General features: G+C 50.7%; 15 protein-coding genes. 12 read left to right on the forward strand and 3 right to left on the reverse strand.

Features of this window, described 5'->3' with window-relative positions; all coding sequences use genetic code 11:
* Together nagB and nagA are read right to left on the reverse strand one after the other, a co-directional pair.
* Nucleotides 1-726: a glucosamine-6-phosphate deaminase gene (gene nagB / locus ACWJJS_RS03025; RefSeq protein ID WP_353575295.1), complete on the reverse strand. Its 726-nt coding sequence runs from the start codon at nt 724-726 to the stop codon at nt 1-3.
* Entirely contained in the window at nt 723-1,913 is a 1,191-nt protein-coding gene (nagA, locus tag ACWJJS_RS03030) for an N-acetylglucosamine-6-phosphate deacetylase (RefSeq protein ID WP_353575294.1), read from the reverse strand. Before nagA ends, nagB begins: the two co-directional genes overlap by 4 nt.
* Before the next feature lie 169 nt (nt 1,914-2,082).
* Between nagA and hprK the strand changes: the two genes are divergently transcribed.
* Genes hprK through ACWJJS_RS03050 form a run of 4 tightly spaced genes read left to right on the forward strand, consistent with a single transcriptional unit; the run spans nt 2,083 to nt 5,043 of the window.
* Nucleotides 2,083-3,015, forward strand: a complete 933-nt coding sequence (gene hprK / locus ACWJJS_RS03035) for an HPr(Ser) kinase/phosphatase (protein ID WP_003151456.1) — start codon at nt 2,083-2,085, stop codon at nt 3,013-3,015.
* A gap of 14 nt (nt 3,016-3,029) precedes the next feature.
* Nucleotides 3,030-3,845 (forward strand): prolipoprotein diacylglyceryl transferase, encoded by an 816-nt coding sequence (gene lgt, locus ACWJJS_RS03040; RefSeq protein ID WP_003151457.1) that lies wholly within the window; start codon nt 3,030-3,032, stop codon nt 3,843-3,845.
* 25 nt (nt 3,846-3,870) lie between these two features.
* A complete protein-coding gene (gene ppaX / locus ACWJJS_RS03045; RefSeq protein ID WP_070082441.1) occupies nt 3,871-4,521 on the forward strand; it encodes a pyrophosphatase PpaX in 651 nt (216 codons plus the stop codon).
* Between the two features lie 3 nt (nt 4,522-4,524).
* Nucleotides 4,525-5,043: an acyltransferase gene (locus ACWJJS_RS03050; RefSeq protein ID WP_007407438.1), complete on the forward strand. Its 519-nt coding sequence runs from the start codon at nt 4,525-4,527 to the stop codon at nt 5,041-5,043.
* A gap of 16 nt (nt 5,044-5,059) precedes the next feature.
* Here the strand turns inward: ACWJJS_RS03050 and ACWJJS_RS03055 are convergent, their stop codons facing one another.
* Nucleotides 5,060-5,785, reverse strand: coding sequence for a C39 family peptidase (locus ACWJJS_RS03055; protein WP_015418306.1), 726 nt, complete (start codon nt 5,783-5,785; stop codon nt 5,060-5,062).
* A 241-nt stretch (nt 5,786-6,026) separates the two neighbouring features.
* Here ACWJJS_RS03055 and ACWJJS_RS03060 point away from each other — a divergent pair, with 241 nt between their 5' ends.
* Genes ACWJJS_RS03060 through hisIE form a run of 8 tightly spaced genes read left to right on the forward strand, consistent with a single transcriptional unit; the run spans nt 6,027 to nt 12,438 of the window.
* Nucleotides 6,027-7,199, forward strand: a complete 1,173-nt coding sequence (locus ACWJJS_RS03060; protein WP_070082440.1) for an ATP phosphoribosyltransferase regulatory subunit — start codon at nt 6,027-6,029, stop codon at nt 7,197-7,199.
* Entirely contained in the window at nt 7,192-7,833 is a 642-nt protein-coding gene (gene hisG / locus ACWJJS_RS03065; RefSeq protein ID WP_015387648.1) for an ATP phosphoribosyltransferase, read from the forward strand. The genes ACWJJS_RS03060 and hisG overlap by 8 nt, the downstream gene beginning before the upstream one ends.
* Entirely contained in the window at nt 7,830-9,143 is a 1,314-nt protein-coding gene (gene hisD / locus ACWJJS_RS03070) for a histidinol dehydrogenase (protein WP_278071343.1), read from the forward strand. Before hisG ends, hisD begins: the two co-directional genes overlap by 4 nt.
* A complete protein-coding gene (gene hisB, locus ACWJJS_RS03075) occupies nt 9,109-9,693 on the forward strand; it encodes an imidazoleglycerol-phosphate dehydratase HisB (RefSeq protein WP_007614023.1) in 585 nt (194 codons plus the stop codon). Before hisD ends, hisB begins: the two co-directional genes overlap by 35 nt.
* A complete protein-coding gene (hisH, locus tag ACWJJS_RS03080) occupies nt 9,694-10,332 on the forward strand; it encodes an imidazole glycerol phosphate synthase subunit HisH (RefSeq protein ID WP_070082438.1) in 639 nt (212 codons plus the stop codon). It abuts the gene before it with no gap.
* Entirely contained in the window at nt 10,329-11,066 is a 738-nt protein-coding gene (hisA, locus tag ACWJJS_RS03085; RefSeq protein ID WP_025853525.1) for a 1-(5-phosphoribosyl)-5-[(5-phosphoribosylamino)methylideneamino]imidazole-4-carboxamide isomerase, read from the forward strand. Before hisH ends, hisA begins: the two co-directional genes overlap by 4 nt.
* Nucleotides 11,063-11,821 carry an imidazole glycerol phosphate synthase subunit HisF gene (gene hisF / locus ACWJJS_RS03090; RefSeq protein ID WP_278071341.1) on the forward strand — a complete coding sequence of 253 codons (759 nt, stop codon included), beginning with the start codon at nt 11,063-11,065 and terminating at the stop codon, nt 11,819-11,821. The genes hisA and hisF overlap by 4 nt, the downstream gene beginning before the upstream one ends.
* Nucleotides 11,818-12,438, forward strand: coding sequence for a bifunctional phosphoribosyl-AMP cyclohydrolase/phosphoribosyl-ATP diphosphatase HisIE (gene hisIE / locus ACWJJS_RS03095; protein WP_454023302.1), 621 nt, complete (start codon nt 11,818-11,820; stop codon nt 12,436-12,438). Before hisF ends, hisIE begins: the two co-directional genes overlap by 4 nt.
* The last annotated feature ends 82 nt before the right edge of the window (nt 12,439-12,520 follow it).

Raw genomic sequence — 12,520 nt, forward strand, 5'->3', positions numbered from 1 at the left:
TCAATCGCCGCCCGCAGCCTTTTCATCAATCAAGACCGTCACATCCGGATGCGCGTGCAGGGCGGAGGCGGGGAATGCTTCGCTGACGCGCCCGTCCAGAAGCTGCTTCACCGCTTGGGCCTTGCTTTTTCCGGATGCCATGATCAGAATCCGTTTGCCGGACAAAATCGTCCCGATCCCCATTGTCAGGGCTTTTTCAGGGACTTGATCAATTGACGGAAAGTACCGCGCATTCGCCTGTCTTGTCTCTTCATTCAGCTCAACGACATGGGTTCGGGATTCAAATGGTGTCCCGGGTTCATTAAAGCCGATATGGCCGTTGTGTCCGATGCCTAAAAGCTGTATATCCGCTCCGCCGAGTGTTTGAATCAATCGGTCATAGCGCCCGCATTCGGCATCAAGATCGTCTGCCCGTCCGTCAGGGAGAAAGTGGCGGTCCTTTCGGCTGTCGATGTGTGCAAAAAAATGTGTATTCATATAATAATGATAGCTGTTTTTGTCCTCGGGAGAAAGCCCGGCGTATTCATCAAGGTTGATCGTCGTGACATTCCGGAACGACAAGCCTTCTGAGCGGTGCATCCGCACAAGTTCTCTGTATACGCCTTCAGGAGTGCCTCCCGTCGCAAGGCCGAGAACGGCATCCGGCTTTTGTTTCACTGTTTCAGCGATAATCGCTGCGGCTTTTTCACTTAATTCTTCATAATGTCTGCATGTGATAACGTTCATGTCCAATCAGCCTCCCTTGAGATATATGCGGTGTTTCCGCGGCAAATCGTGGCCAGCACGCCGCACTGTCCGTCCGTCAGAACAACGTCGGCGTCTTTTCCTTCGGCGATGCTTCCTTTACGGTCGAATATGCCGAGGCGGCGGGCCGCATTTGCCGATGTCATATTTGCTATATCCAGCCATGAGCAGTTTGTAAACCTGCGCATGAGCGCCGCGCCTTCATTCATTTTTAAAATGGAACCGGCCAGCGTTCCGTCAGAGAGAAGCGCCGTGTCCCCGCGAACGGTGACTTTTTGCCCGCCGAATTCGTATTCTCCGTCCTTAAGCCCTTTTGCCCGCATGGAGTCTGTAATCATGATCAGGTTTTGGCTTCCTTTCGCCAAATAGGCAAGCTTTACAGCCAGAGGATGAGAATGAATGCCGTCAGTGATCAGCTCCGCCGTGATGCGGCCGCAGGCGAGAGCCGTGCCGATGCCCCCCGGCTCACGGTGATGAAAGGAGCTCATGGCGTTAAAGAGGTGCGTTATATGCACCGCCCCGGCATCCGCCGCTTTTTGTAAAAGCTCGGCTCCTGCGTCTGTGTGTCCCATTGACGGGATGATGTTTTGGTTTTTTAAATAACGGATCAGGCTGAAATCAGGATCTTCTTCCGGCGCAAGCGTCACGATTTTGATCAGCCCTCCCGAGAGTTGCTCCCATTTCTGAAAGAGCCCGGCATCAGCAGGAGTAATCCATTGTTTCGGCTGTGCTCCCGCCTTTTTCGGAGAGACAAACGGTCCTTCTAAATGAATGCCGATCAACTCAGCGCCTTTTTGGGTCTGCGGTGAGGAATACGCCCATTTTTTGGCGTTGATGAGCGCTTTTTCAATGTTTTCGTGCTGCTGTGTGATCGTTGTCGCTAAAAAAGCGGTTGTTCCTTCTTCGGGCAGCCGGGCGGACAGTGTATCAAGAGCCGCAACATCGGCATCCATCGTATCCGCGCCGTATCCGCCGTGAATATGGATATCAATCATTCCGGGAAGCGCATACGAGCCCTCGGGCGCCTTCCATTCCTGCTCATACGTTTCTTGCGGCCTTGTTTTTCCCGCGTAAGAAATGATGCCGTCCTTTATACCGAGAAAACCGTTTCGGATGATTTCTTTTTCTGTTACGATGTCCGCACCGCTGATTAACAAGCTTTCAGCCACTTTAAAACACGCCTTTCTGGTTAGTTGTTAGTTTTATTTTACTCCTTTTCAGACTAGTTATCTAGACCAGTTATGCCGGAATTGTATAAATCTGTTTTGGTTCAGACGGTAAAGTGATAAAATATAACTGTTCAAAGCTCGGAACATCCCAGAACAGGAGGAACATATCTTGGCAAAGGTTCGGACCAAAGACGTAATGGAACAGTTCCATTTAGAATTGATCAGCGGAGAAGAAGGGATTAACCGCCCGATTACGATGAGTGATTTATCACGGCCCGGTATTGAAATCGCCGGTTATTTTACATATTACCCGAGAGAACGGGTGCAGCTTTTAGGAAAAACGGAGCTGTCATTTTTCGATCAGCTTCCCGAGGAAGATAAGAAACAGCGGATGAAATCGCTGTGCACCGATGTGACGCCGGCTATCATACTTTCCAGAGATATGCCGATCCCGCCGGAGCTTGTAGAAGCTTCCGAGCAAAACGGCGTGCCTGTGCTCAGATCCCCTCTGAAAACAACCAGGCTGTCAAGCAGGCTGACGAATTTTCTTGAAAGCCGTCTCGCGCCGACAACGGCCATTCACGGCGTGCTTGTGGATATATACGGCGTCGGCGTGCTCATTACGGGAAAAAGCGGCGTCGGTAAAAGTGAAACGGCGCTGGAGCTTGTCAAACGAGGCCATCGTCTTGTCGCGGATGACTGCGTTGAAATCCGGCAGGAGGATCAGGATACCCTTGTCGGGAACGCGCCTGATCTGATTGAGCATCTGCTCGAAATCAGGGGACTCGGCATTATAAATGTCATGACGCTGTTCGGGGCGGGCGCAGTCAGAAGCAATAAAAGAATTACAATCGTCATGGACCTTGAGCTTTGGGAGCAAGGAAAGCAATACGACCGTCTCGGACTTGAAGAAGAAAAAATGAAAATCATTGATACGGAAATTACAAAACTGACCATTCCCGTCCGCCCGGGGCGGAATCTCGCCGTTATTATCGAAGTTGCGGCGATGAACTTCAGATTGAAGCGGATGGGCTTAAATGCTGCCGAACAATTCACGAATAAGCTGGCGGATGTCATTGAGGACGGCGAACAAGACGAATAGGAGTTGGCAATAATATGAATGAAGCTGGAACACCGATCAATCCGATTGCCTTGCAGCTCGGGCCTTTATCCGTGCACTGGTACGGCATCATTATCGGCGCGGGCGCGTTATTAGGGCTTTGGATGGCCATGAGGGAGAGTGAAAAGCGGGGGCTGAAAAAGGACATTTTTATTGATCTTGTTCTTTTCGCCATCCCGATCGCAATCATTTGCGCAAGGGCATATTATGTGCTTTTCGAGTGGAGCTATTACTCGGAACACCCCGGGGAAATCATTAAAACTTGGAAAGGCGGCATTGCGATTCACGGCGGATTAATCGGCGCGATCGCAACGGGAATTGTCTTTTCAAAAGTAAGAGGCATCTCATTCTGGAAGCTGGCGGATATTGCCGCGCCGAGTATTCTGCTCGGCCAGGCCATCGGACGCTGGGGGAACTTTATCAACCAGGAGGCTCACGGTGGAGCGGTCAGCCGGTCATTTTTGGAAAGTCTGCATCTTCCGGATTTCATCATTAATCAGATGTACATAGACGGACAATATTATCACCCGACGTTTTTGTATGAATCGCTGTGGAGTTTTGCGGGCGTCGTGATTCTGCTTCTGCTCCGCCGCGTGAACCTGCGCAGGGGCAATCTGTTTTTGACGTATGTGATCTGGTATTCAATCGGCAGATACTTTATTGAGGGAATGCGGACGGACAGCCTGATGCTTACGAGCCAGCTTCGGATCGCGCAGGTCATTTCCATTGTGCTGATTGTACTTGCGATTATTTTAATGATTTTCAGACGCATGAAGGGGTATGCCGATAAGCGGTATGCTGACACGGACTGACGACTGAAATCGGAAAGGACATAAGATGACTGATAAACGTGTAACCGCCATTTTATTCGATCTCGACGGCACGCTGATTGACACGAATGAACTGATTATCGCTTCTTACCTTCATACGCTTGATCATTATTGCCCGGGGCAGTTTAAAAGGGAAGATGTGCTCCCGTTTATCGGCCCGCCTCTGTACGAAACGTTTTCAGGCATTAATGCCGAAAAGTGCGATGACATGATCAGCATGTACAGAGCATTCAACCATGAAAAGCACGATGAGCTCGTCACGGAGTACGAAACGGTTTATGAAACGCTTGATGAATTGAAAAAAGCGGGCTATCAGCTCGGTATTGTCACCACAAAGCTGAGGGATACAGTCAATATGGGATTGAAGCTGACAGGCATCGGGGCGTTTTTCGATACTGTCGTCACGCTTGATGATGTAAAGCACCCGAAGCCTGACCCCGAGCCTGTGCGGCTTGCGCTCAGCCGGGTTGGGTGCGATCCGTCGGAAGCCATAATGGTCGGTGACAATTATCACGATGTCATGGCGGGAAAAAACGCCGGCACGAAAACAGCCGGCGTCGCGTGGACGATTAAAGGCGCACAGGCGCTTTCCGCCTATGAACCCGATTATATGCTCGAGAAAATGAGTGATTTATTGCACATCACCGGAGTGAAGTAACCCGTGAGAAAAACAGACCGCCATCCGGTTTCAGGTGCAAATTCATTGTGGCATGTTTATCAGACGGTTCCCTTTCTGAAGGTGATGAAAAATTTCATCATCATTCAGATCGCAAGGTATACGCCGTTTTTAAGCGTGAAAAACTGGCTGTACCGAACCTTTTTGAAAATGAATGTCGGAAAACAGACGTCATTCGCGCTGATGGTGATGCCGGATATCATGTTTCCCGAAAAAATCACTGTCGGAAAAAACAGCATTATCGGCTATAATACGACGATTTTGGCTCATGAATATTTAATACATGAGTACCGGACCGGTTTTGTCACAATCGGTGACGAGGTGATGATCGGAGCAAACACAACCATTCTGCCCGGCGTCACCATCGGGAGCGGAGCCGTTGTATCAGCCGGCACGCTGGTGCACAAAGATGTCCCCGCCGGGGCGTTTGTCGGAGGAAATCCGATGCAGGTGATCTATACGGACGAAGAAATGAAAAAACGAATGGAAAACCCCGCAGATTAACGTCAGCGGGGTTTTTTTATGACTTGATCACAATGGCCTGGCTGCCCATCTGCTTCCAGGCTTTTTCAAAGTCAGACCGGTCTGTTTTTCTGTTTTTATAGCCGTAAGGATCATTAACGTATACATAATCGTGATCATAACCGGTTACGGCTACGCTATGCATGCTGAACGTAATGTCGATCTTTCCGTTCGGCGTATCCCAAGTCTGCATATGATCAACCGGCTTAAAGGATGTGGTGGTAATCACCCAGACCGGCCGCCCTTTTTCAAGCTGGCGGTACACTGAAGAAATGTCTTTTCCCGTAAGATCGTATACTTTGTTTCCCGCATATTCTTTGGCAAGTTTATCAATCGGCTCATGATAAACGCCTAAACCCGGGCCGTTTTCCATATCTCCGGCAAATCCTTCATTCGGATCTCCCTTCAGCCCGCTGCTGTATGTGAGCGGAACTTTATTGATTTTATCCGCCAATGTATTTTTTGACACATGATATCCGGCATTGTTCAAAATCATGGCAAGGCTGGTCACCTCACAGCCATTGTACAGTCTGGGAGAATCCATCTGTCTGTACAGAACGACATTCAGCGGTGACGCGCTCCCTTTTAACGGTGTTTTCTCATCAGGCTCGTCGGACTGCTGATTGAAAAAATTTAAATGAATATCGTTTGTATAGATGTTATATCCCAGATAGACAAGGACGGCTGTCAGAATCAGCACACATAATGTTCCAAGTGTCTTCATTATCAATTATTCTCCCTTGTTTCTGATGAAGCTGTTCTATGTATTATAGCACTTCTGCTCAATATGATTCGATTGTTCCGATATGTTTACAGGTTTGTTCATTCTTTAGCCATGTTTATGGAAAAGAATAGGCGGACATTGGGCGTTGCAATCCATTCTTTTATCTGCTAACATATTATCATATTAGCGAACTAAAGGATTCGGAATTTTCCTTCAGACAAAGCGGAGGTGTAAAAGGCAAATGTTTATGTTTGAGAAACCGCATGGCATGAGAGATACGCTGCCCGGTTTATACGAAGCAAAGAAAAAAGTCCGTTCCACACTGACGGATTTAATTGATAAATGGGGTTATCAGTTTATGGAGACGCCGACCCTTGAATTCTATGAAACAGTAGGCGTCCAGTCAGCCATTGAAGAACAGCAGCTGTTTAAGCTTCTCGATCAGGACGGAAAAACGCTTGTGCTTCGGCCTGACATGACCGGACCGATTGCCAGGGTGGCGGCATCTAAGCTGCACAAACACAATCATCCGCTCAGAGCGGGGTACGCGGCAAGCGTCTATCGCGCTCAGGAGCGGGAAGGCGGACGTCCGGCCGAATTCGAACAGGTCGGCGCGGAGCTGATCGGCGACGGATCAACAAGCGCGGACGCCGAGGTAATTGCGCTGGCGGCCGGCGCTTTGAAAAACGCGGGATTGCACCGGTTTAAAATCGCGATCGGCCATGCCGGACTCGCTGATGAGCTGTTTGTCGAGGTTTTGGGCAATGCCGAGCGGGCGGATGTTCTGCGGCGCTTTCTCTTTGAAAAGAATTACGTGGGATACAGGGAACATGTCAAATCGCTTCCGCTTTCTTCAATAGACAAAAGCCGGCTGCTCGCACTTCTGGAATTGCGGGGCGGGAAAGAGATATGCGCCAAAGCGGAGGAGATCATCGGAATCTCCGGACAAAGCTTAATTCAGGAGCTGGAAGACCTGTGGGACATTCTTGAGGATTACGGGTGTGCCGAGCATATTCGCCTTGATCTGAATATGGTAAGCCATATGAGTTATTACACGGGAATTTTATTCGAAGTGTACGCGGCAAATGTCGGTTTCGTCATCGGAAGCGGAGGACGCTATAACAATCTCCTCGGCCATTTCGGCAATCCCGCTCCCGCCACGGGCTTCGGGCTCCGTATCGACAGGCTGATTGAAGCGCTCGGCATTCAGGAAGAAACAAGTGAAGCGGACGCCGTGATTTTCAGCAAGGAGCAGCGGGCCCAGGCCATTTTATTCGCGGAGGAAGAAAGGGCGCGAGGCAGAAAAGTCGTCCTGCAGGATCTGGCGGGCATTGAAAATATCGATCATATGACAAAATCATTCGCAAACGTCACATACTTTATCGGTGCCAGAAAGGAAGAGCGGAATGGGTAAGGTACTCACAATGGCAATGCCAAAAGGACGGATATTCGAAGAAGCGGCCGGGTTGCTGCGGCAGGCCGGATACAGGCTGCCCGAAGAGTTTGAAGAATCGAGAAAACTGATCATTGACGTTCCTGAAGAAAATCTCCGCTTTATTCTGGCAAAGCCGATGGATGTTACGACTTATGTCGAGCATGGCGTCGCTGATGCCGGTATTGCCGGGAAGGATGTCATGCTTGAGGAAGAGCGTGACGTGTATGAGGTGCTCGATCTGAAAATCAGCAAATGCCATCTCGCCGTTGCGGGGCTTCCCGGAGCGGATTGGAACGGAGTCGCCCCGAGGATTGCGACGAAATATCCGAATGTTGCGTCGAGTTATTTCAGAGAGCAGGGCGAACAGGTGGAAATCATTAAGCTGAACGGTTCCATTGAATTGGCGCCTTTAATCGGGCTTGCTGACAGAATCGTAGATATCGTATCAACCGGGCGGACATTAAAGGAAAACGGTCTCGTTGAATCAGAACATATTTGTGACATCACATCGCGTTTTATCGTCAATCCGGTCAGCTACCGCATGAAGGATGATGTAATCGACGAAATGGCGGCCAGGCTGGCCAGGGTTGTGGAAGGAGAAACGGCAAAATGAAAATAACCGCAGTAAAAAGTAGCGAGCGGTTCTCACTGAAGCGTTCCATCGACAGCGGAACCGAAGAGCAGCGGAAAACCGTCAGGGGGATTATTGAAGACGTCAGACAAAACGGTGACAAAGCCGTTTTGGCCTATACAAAAACATTTGACGGCATCAGCCTGAACCGAATGGCCGTGAGCGCAGAAGAAATCGCTGAGGCGTACCGTCTGCTTGATGATCAGCTGCTGGAAGTGATCAGGCAGGCGATTGCCAATATTAAAGAATATCACGAGCGCCAGCTGCAATCCTCTTGGTTTTACCATCGCAAAGACGGCTCGATGCTCGGACAGAAAATAACGGCGCTCGATTCCGCGGGCGTATACGTGCCGGGCGGGACGGCCGCTTATCCGTCTTCCGTTTTAATGAATGTCATCCCCGCTCTCGCTGCGGGAGTGGAACGGATCGTTCTCGTCAGTCCTCCGGGAAAAGACGGCCGCCTTTCGCCAGGCGTTCTGGCGGCGGCCTCTGAGCTCGGCATAAAGGAAATTTACAAGGCGGGAGGCGCGCAGGCGGTTGCCGCGCTCGCTTACGGAACGGAAACGATACAGCCTGTTGATAAGATCACGGGCCCCGGAAATATATTTGTAGCGCTCGCGAAGCGCGAAGTCTTCGGCGTTGTGGATATTGACATGATCGCCGGGCCAAGTGAAATCGTGGTCCTGGCAGACGATACGGCGGTGCCCGAAGAAGTCGCCGCTGACCTGCTTTCACAGGCCGAACACGATATGCTCAGCTCAAGCGTGCTTGTCACCGATTCACAGAAGCTTGCCGAAGCGGTATCAGATGAGGTGAATAAACAGCATCAGACCCTGCCGCGTAAAGAAATCGCCGAAGCGTCGATCAGGGATCACGGCCGCATTTATATCGCGGAATCGATGGAAGATGCGGTGGACACGGTGAATGCGCTGGCGCCCGAGCATTTAGAAATCATGACGCATTCGCCGGAGGCTTTGCTTGGAAGCATCAGACACGCGGGGGCGATTTTCTTAGGACGATACAGCGCTGAACCGGTCGGCGATTATTTTGCCGGACCGAATCACGTTTTGCCGACAAACGGAACGGCGCGGTTTTCAAGCCCGCTGAATGTAACAGACTTTCAAAAGAAATCGAGCATCATCTCTTACAGCCGGAAGGCATTTGAAACGCACGCGGACAGCATTGCCGCCTTTGCGAGACTGGAAGGGCTTGAAGCGCACGCAAGATCGATTGAAGCGAGAAACGGAGGAATGACCGATGAGAAAAGCGGAACGCGCCAGAACAACAAATGAGACGGATATTAAGCTGGCTTTCGAAATAGACGGAGAAGGAAAAGCCGACATCAGCACGGATGTGCCGTTTATGACTCATATGCTTGATTTGTTCACAAAGCACGGGCAATTCAATTTAACGGTTGACGCAAAAGGCGATACGGAGATAGATGATCACCATACGACTGAAGATATCGGCATCTGTTTAGGGCAGGCTTTTTTGGAGGCGCTCGGTGATAAAAAAGGGATCAAACGGTACGGATCAGCGCTTGTGCCGATGGACGAAGCGCTCGCCCAAGTCGCCGTAGACCTGAGCAACCGGCCGCACCTTGAGATGCGCGCTGCATTTCCGCAAGCGAAAGTCGGAACGTTTGATACCGAGCTGGTACATGAATTCCTATGGAAACTGGCGCTCGAAGCGAGAATGAATCTGCACGTCATCGTTCATTACGGCACGAATACCCATCATATGATAGAAGCCGTGTTTAAGGCGCTTGGCAGAGCGCTTGATGAAGCGTCATCCATTGATCCGCGCGTCAAGGGTGTGCCGTCTACGAAAGGAATGCTGTAAATGATCGGTGTAATTGATTACGGTATGGGCAATTTATTCAGCGTGTCGAAAGCGCTGGAACGCGTCGGCGTCCCGTATGTCGTATCAGACCGGCCGGAAGAGCTTGAAAAAGCGGATGCTTTTATTCTTCCAGGTGTCGGATCATTCAGTGACGCCATGGACAATTTACGCAGCACGAAGCTTGATCAATTCATACACCGTATGGTTGACGAGGGTAAGCTGCTCCTCGGCATCTGCCTCGGCATGCAGCTCATTTTCGAAGAGAGCGCCGAAAACGGCTCTGCAAAAGGACTTGGTTTATTAGCCGGAAAAGCTGTGAGACTCAAAGACAGAGATGCCGAAGGAAACAAGCTGAAGGTGCCGCATATGGGCTGGAACCGGCTGACGTTTCACCAAACGTCTCCTTTGCTTTCGGAAGCGGAAGAAGGATTCGTTTACTTTGTCCATTCCTATTATATAGACGGGCTGGAAGACGGCGATCTTCTGGCAAGCGCTGAGTACGGCGTACGTGTTCCGGCAGTCGTCGGGAAACGCAATGTCTTCGGTGCACAGTTTCACCCAGAAAAAAGCGGTACGGCCGGAATGGCGATCTTAACGCAATTTACAAAAATGGCAGCGGAACAGAAGGTGAAGAAATGAACGCTTTTACATTATATCCGGCAATCGATATGAGAAACGGCAAATGCGTCCGCCTCATCCAAGGCGATTACGGCAAGGAAACGATATACGGTGACTCTCCTTTAGACATGGCGGCGCAATTTGCACAAGAAGGCGCCGAATGGATTCATCTCGTGGACCTTGACGGCGCGAAAGCAGGCAGGAAAGTAAACGACAGGCATGTTCTTGACATTGCGCGGCAGCTTGATGTCAAAGTCGAGATCGGCGGCGGGATCCGTTCTGAAGCGGATGTGTACGGTTATTTATCACAAGGCGTTGATCGCGTCATTCTCGGCAGCTCGGCCGTATCCGATCCGGCATTTGTGAAGAGCATGCTGAAACAATACGGCGGCAAAATCGCGATCGGCCTTGATGCAAGGAACGGATATGTCTCGACGGAAGGCTGGCTGGAAACATCCTCGGTAAGGGCGGCCGATCTGGGCCGTGAATTGGCGGCCGAAGGAGCGGAAACCTTCATTTTCACGGATATTGCAACTGACGGCATGCTGTCAGGCCCGAACATCGAAAGCACCGTTCAGCTCGCAAAAGCAACGGGAAAAGACGTCATCGCTTCAGGCGGAGTCAGCTCAGTCGCCGACCTCAAAGCACTGGCCCGCTTCAAAGACGCCGGCGTATCGGGAGCGATTATCGGAAAAGCGCTGTATACCAAACAATTTTCATTGGCTGAAGCGCTCAGCGGGGTGAAGGACGCATGATCACGAAACGAATCATTCCGTGTCTCGATGTGAAAGAAGGACGCGTCGTCAAGGGCATACAATTTCTCGGGCTGAAAGATGCGGGCGATCCTGTCGAGCTGGCCGAAGCCTACGACAGGGAGGGCGCTGACGAACTTGTTTTTCTCGACATTTCCGCCTCTCACGAAGGCCGCAAGACGATGACAGGCGTCGTAGAACAAGTTGCGGCAAAACTGGCGATTCCGTTTACGGTCGGCGGCGGAATCAATCAATTAAGCGATATGAAACGAATGCTTCGCGCCGGCGCTGATAAAGTATCCGTTAATACAGCGGCCGTTCTCCGACCCAAGCTGATTACGGAAGGAGCTGAGTTTTTCGGCTCGCAATGCATCGTAGCGGCGATTGACGCAAAGTATGACGAAGATTCGGATTGCTATAAAGTGTACACACACGGCGGCAGAAAGAAAACCGAGTGGGAAGTCACGGCCTGGGCAAAAGAAGCCGTCAGCCGGGGAGCGGGTGAAATCCTGCTGACAAGCATGGACGCAGACGGTGAGAAAACAGGCTTTAATCATACGCTCACACAGCTTGTCTCACGTGCCGTCCCGGTGCCCGTCATTGCGTCAGGGGGAGCCGGCAGCGCGCGCCATATGCTTGAAGCCTTCACAGTCGGTGAAGCGGACGCCGCGCTTGCAGCTTCCATTTTCCATTACAAAGAGACATCTATAAAAGAAGTGAAAGATTATATGAAGAAACACGGGGTGAATGTGAGATGAAACAGGCAGATGAACTGCGGTTTGACGAGGCCGGACTGATACCCGCCATCGTACAGGATGCGGCAAGCAAAGAAGTGCTGACACTGGCTTATATGAACCGAGAATCCTACGAAAAAACGATAGAAACGAAAGAAACCTGGTTTTACAGCCGTTCACGCAGGGAGCTGTGGCATAAAGGAGCGACATCGGGGAATACCCAAAAGGTGATAGCCATCCGTTATGATTGCGATCAAGATGCCCTCGTCGTGCTTGCGGAGCCCTCAGGACCCGCATGCCATAAGGGAAGCTACAGCTGCTTTTCCACGGAAAAAGCAGACACGCAGGATCGTTTCGGCATCTTGAATGAACTGGAAAGCGTAATCGCCAAACGGCAGGCGGAGATGCCTGACGGAGCCTACACAACGTATCTGTTTCGGGAAGGCGTCGATAAAATCCTTAAAAAAGTCGGAGAGGAAGCCGCAGAGGTTATTATCGCCGCGAAAAACCGCGACCATGAAGAATTAAAATGGGAAGCGGCAGATTTGCTGTATCATTTGCTCGTTCTTCTGCGTGAGCAGTCGCTTCCTCTGGATGACGTGCTTGATGTCCTTGCGAAACGCCATTCAGCATCTGGGTAAAACAAACCTCACGGAGAGATCCGTGAGGTTTTTATTCTGTCAAACTTAAACATTCAATAAAATATTCCTTATTTCCGCAACC

The sequence above is a fragment of the Bacillus sp. JK106 genome (assembly GCF_053663355.1).

What these genes read in the sequence shown, in the direction of transcription:
- hisD (WP_278071343.1), top strand. Translation starts at nt 7,830, where the DNA reads ATGAAAATAACCGCAGTAAAAAGTAGCGAGCGGTTCTCACTGAAGCGT.
- ACWJJS_RS03060 (WP_070082440.1), top strand. Translation starts at nt 6,027, where the DNA reads ATGTTTATGTTTGAGAAACCGCATGGCATGAGAGATACGCTGCCCGGT.
- hisF (WP_278071341.1), top strand. Translation starts at nt 11,063, where the DNA reads ATGATCACGAAACGAATCATTCCGTGTCTCGATGTGAAAGAAGGACGC.
- hisA (WP_025853525.1), top strand. Translation starts at nt 10,329, where the DNA reads ATGAACGCTTTTACATTATATCCGGCAATCGATATGAGAAACGGCAAA.
- hisG (WP_015387648.1), top strand. Translation starts at nt 7,192, where the DNA reads ATGGGTAAGGTACTCACAATGGCAATGCCAAAAGGACGGATATTCGAA.
- lgt (WP_003151457.1), top strand. Translation starts at nt 3,030, where the DNA reads ATGAATGAAGCTGGAACACCGATCAATCCGATTGCCTTGCAGCTCGGG.
- hisB (WP_007614023.1), top strand. Translation starts at nt 9,109, where the DNA reads ATGAGAAAAGCGGAACGCGCCAGAACAACAAATGAGACGGATATTAAG.
- hisIE (WP_454023302.1), top strand. Translation starts at nt 11,818, where the DNA reads ATGAAACAGGCAGATGAACTGCGGTTTGACGAGGCCGGACTGATACCC.
- hisH (WP_070082438.1), top strand. Translation starts at nt 9,694, where the DNA reads ATGATCGGTGTAATTGATTACGGTATGGGCAATTTATTCAGCGTGTCG.
- ACWJJS_RS03055 (WP_015418306.1), bottom strand. Translation starts at nt 5,785, where the DNA reads ATGAAGACACTTGGAACATTATGTGTGCTGATTCTGACAGCCGTCCTT.
- ppaX (WP_070082441.1), top strand. Translation starts at nt 3,871, where the DNA reads ATGACTGATAAACGTGTAACCGCCATTTTATTCGATCTCGACGGCACG.
- nagB (WP_353575295.1), bottom strand. Translation starts at nt 726, where the DNA reads ATGAACGTTATCACATGCAGACATTATGAAGAATTAAGTGAAAAAGCC.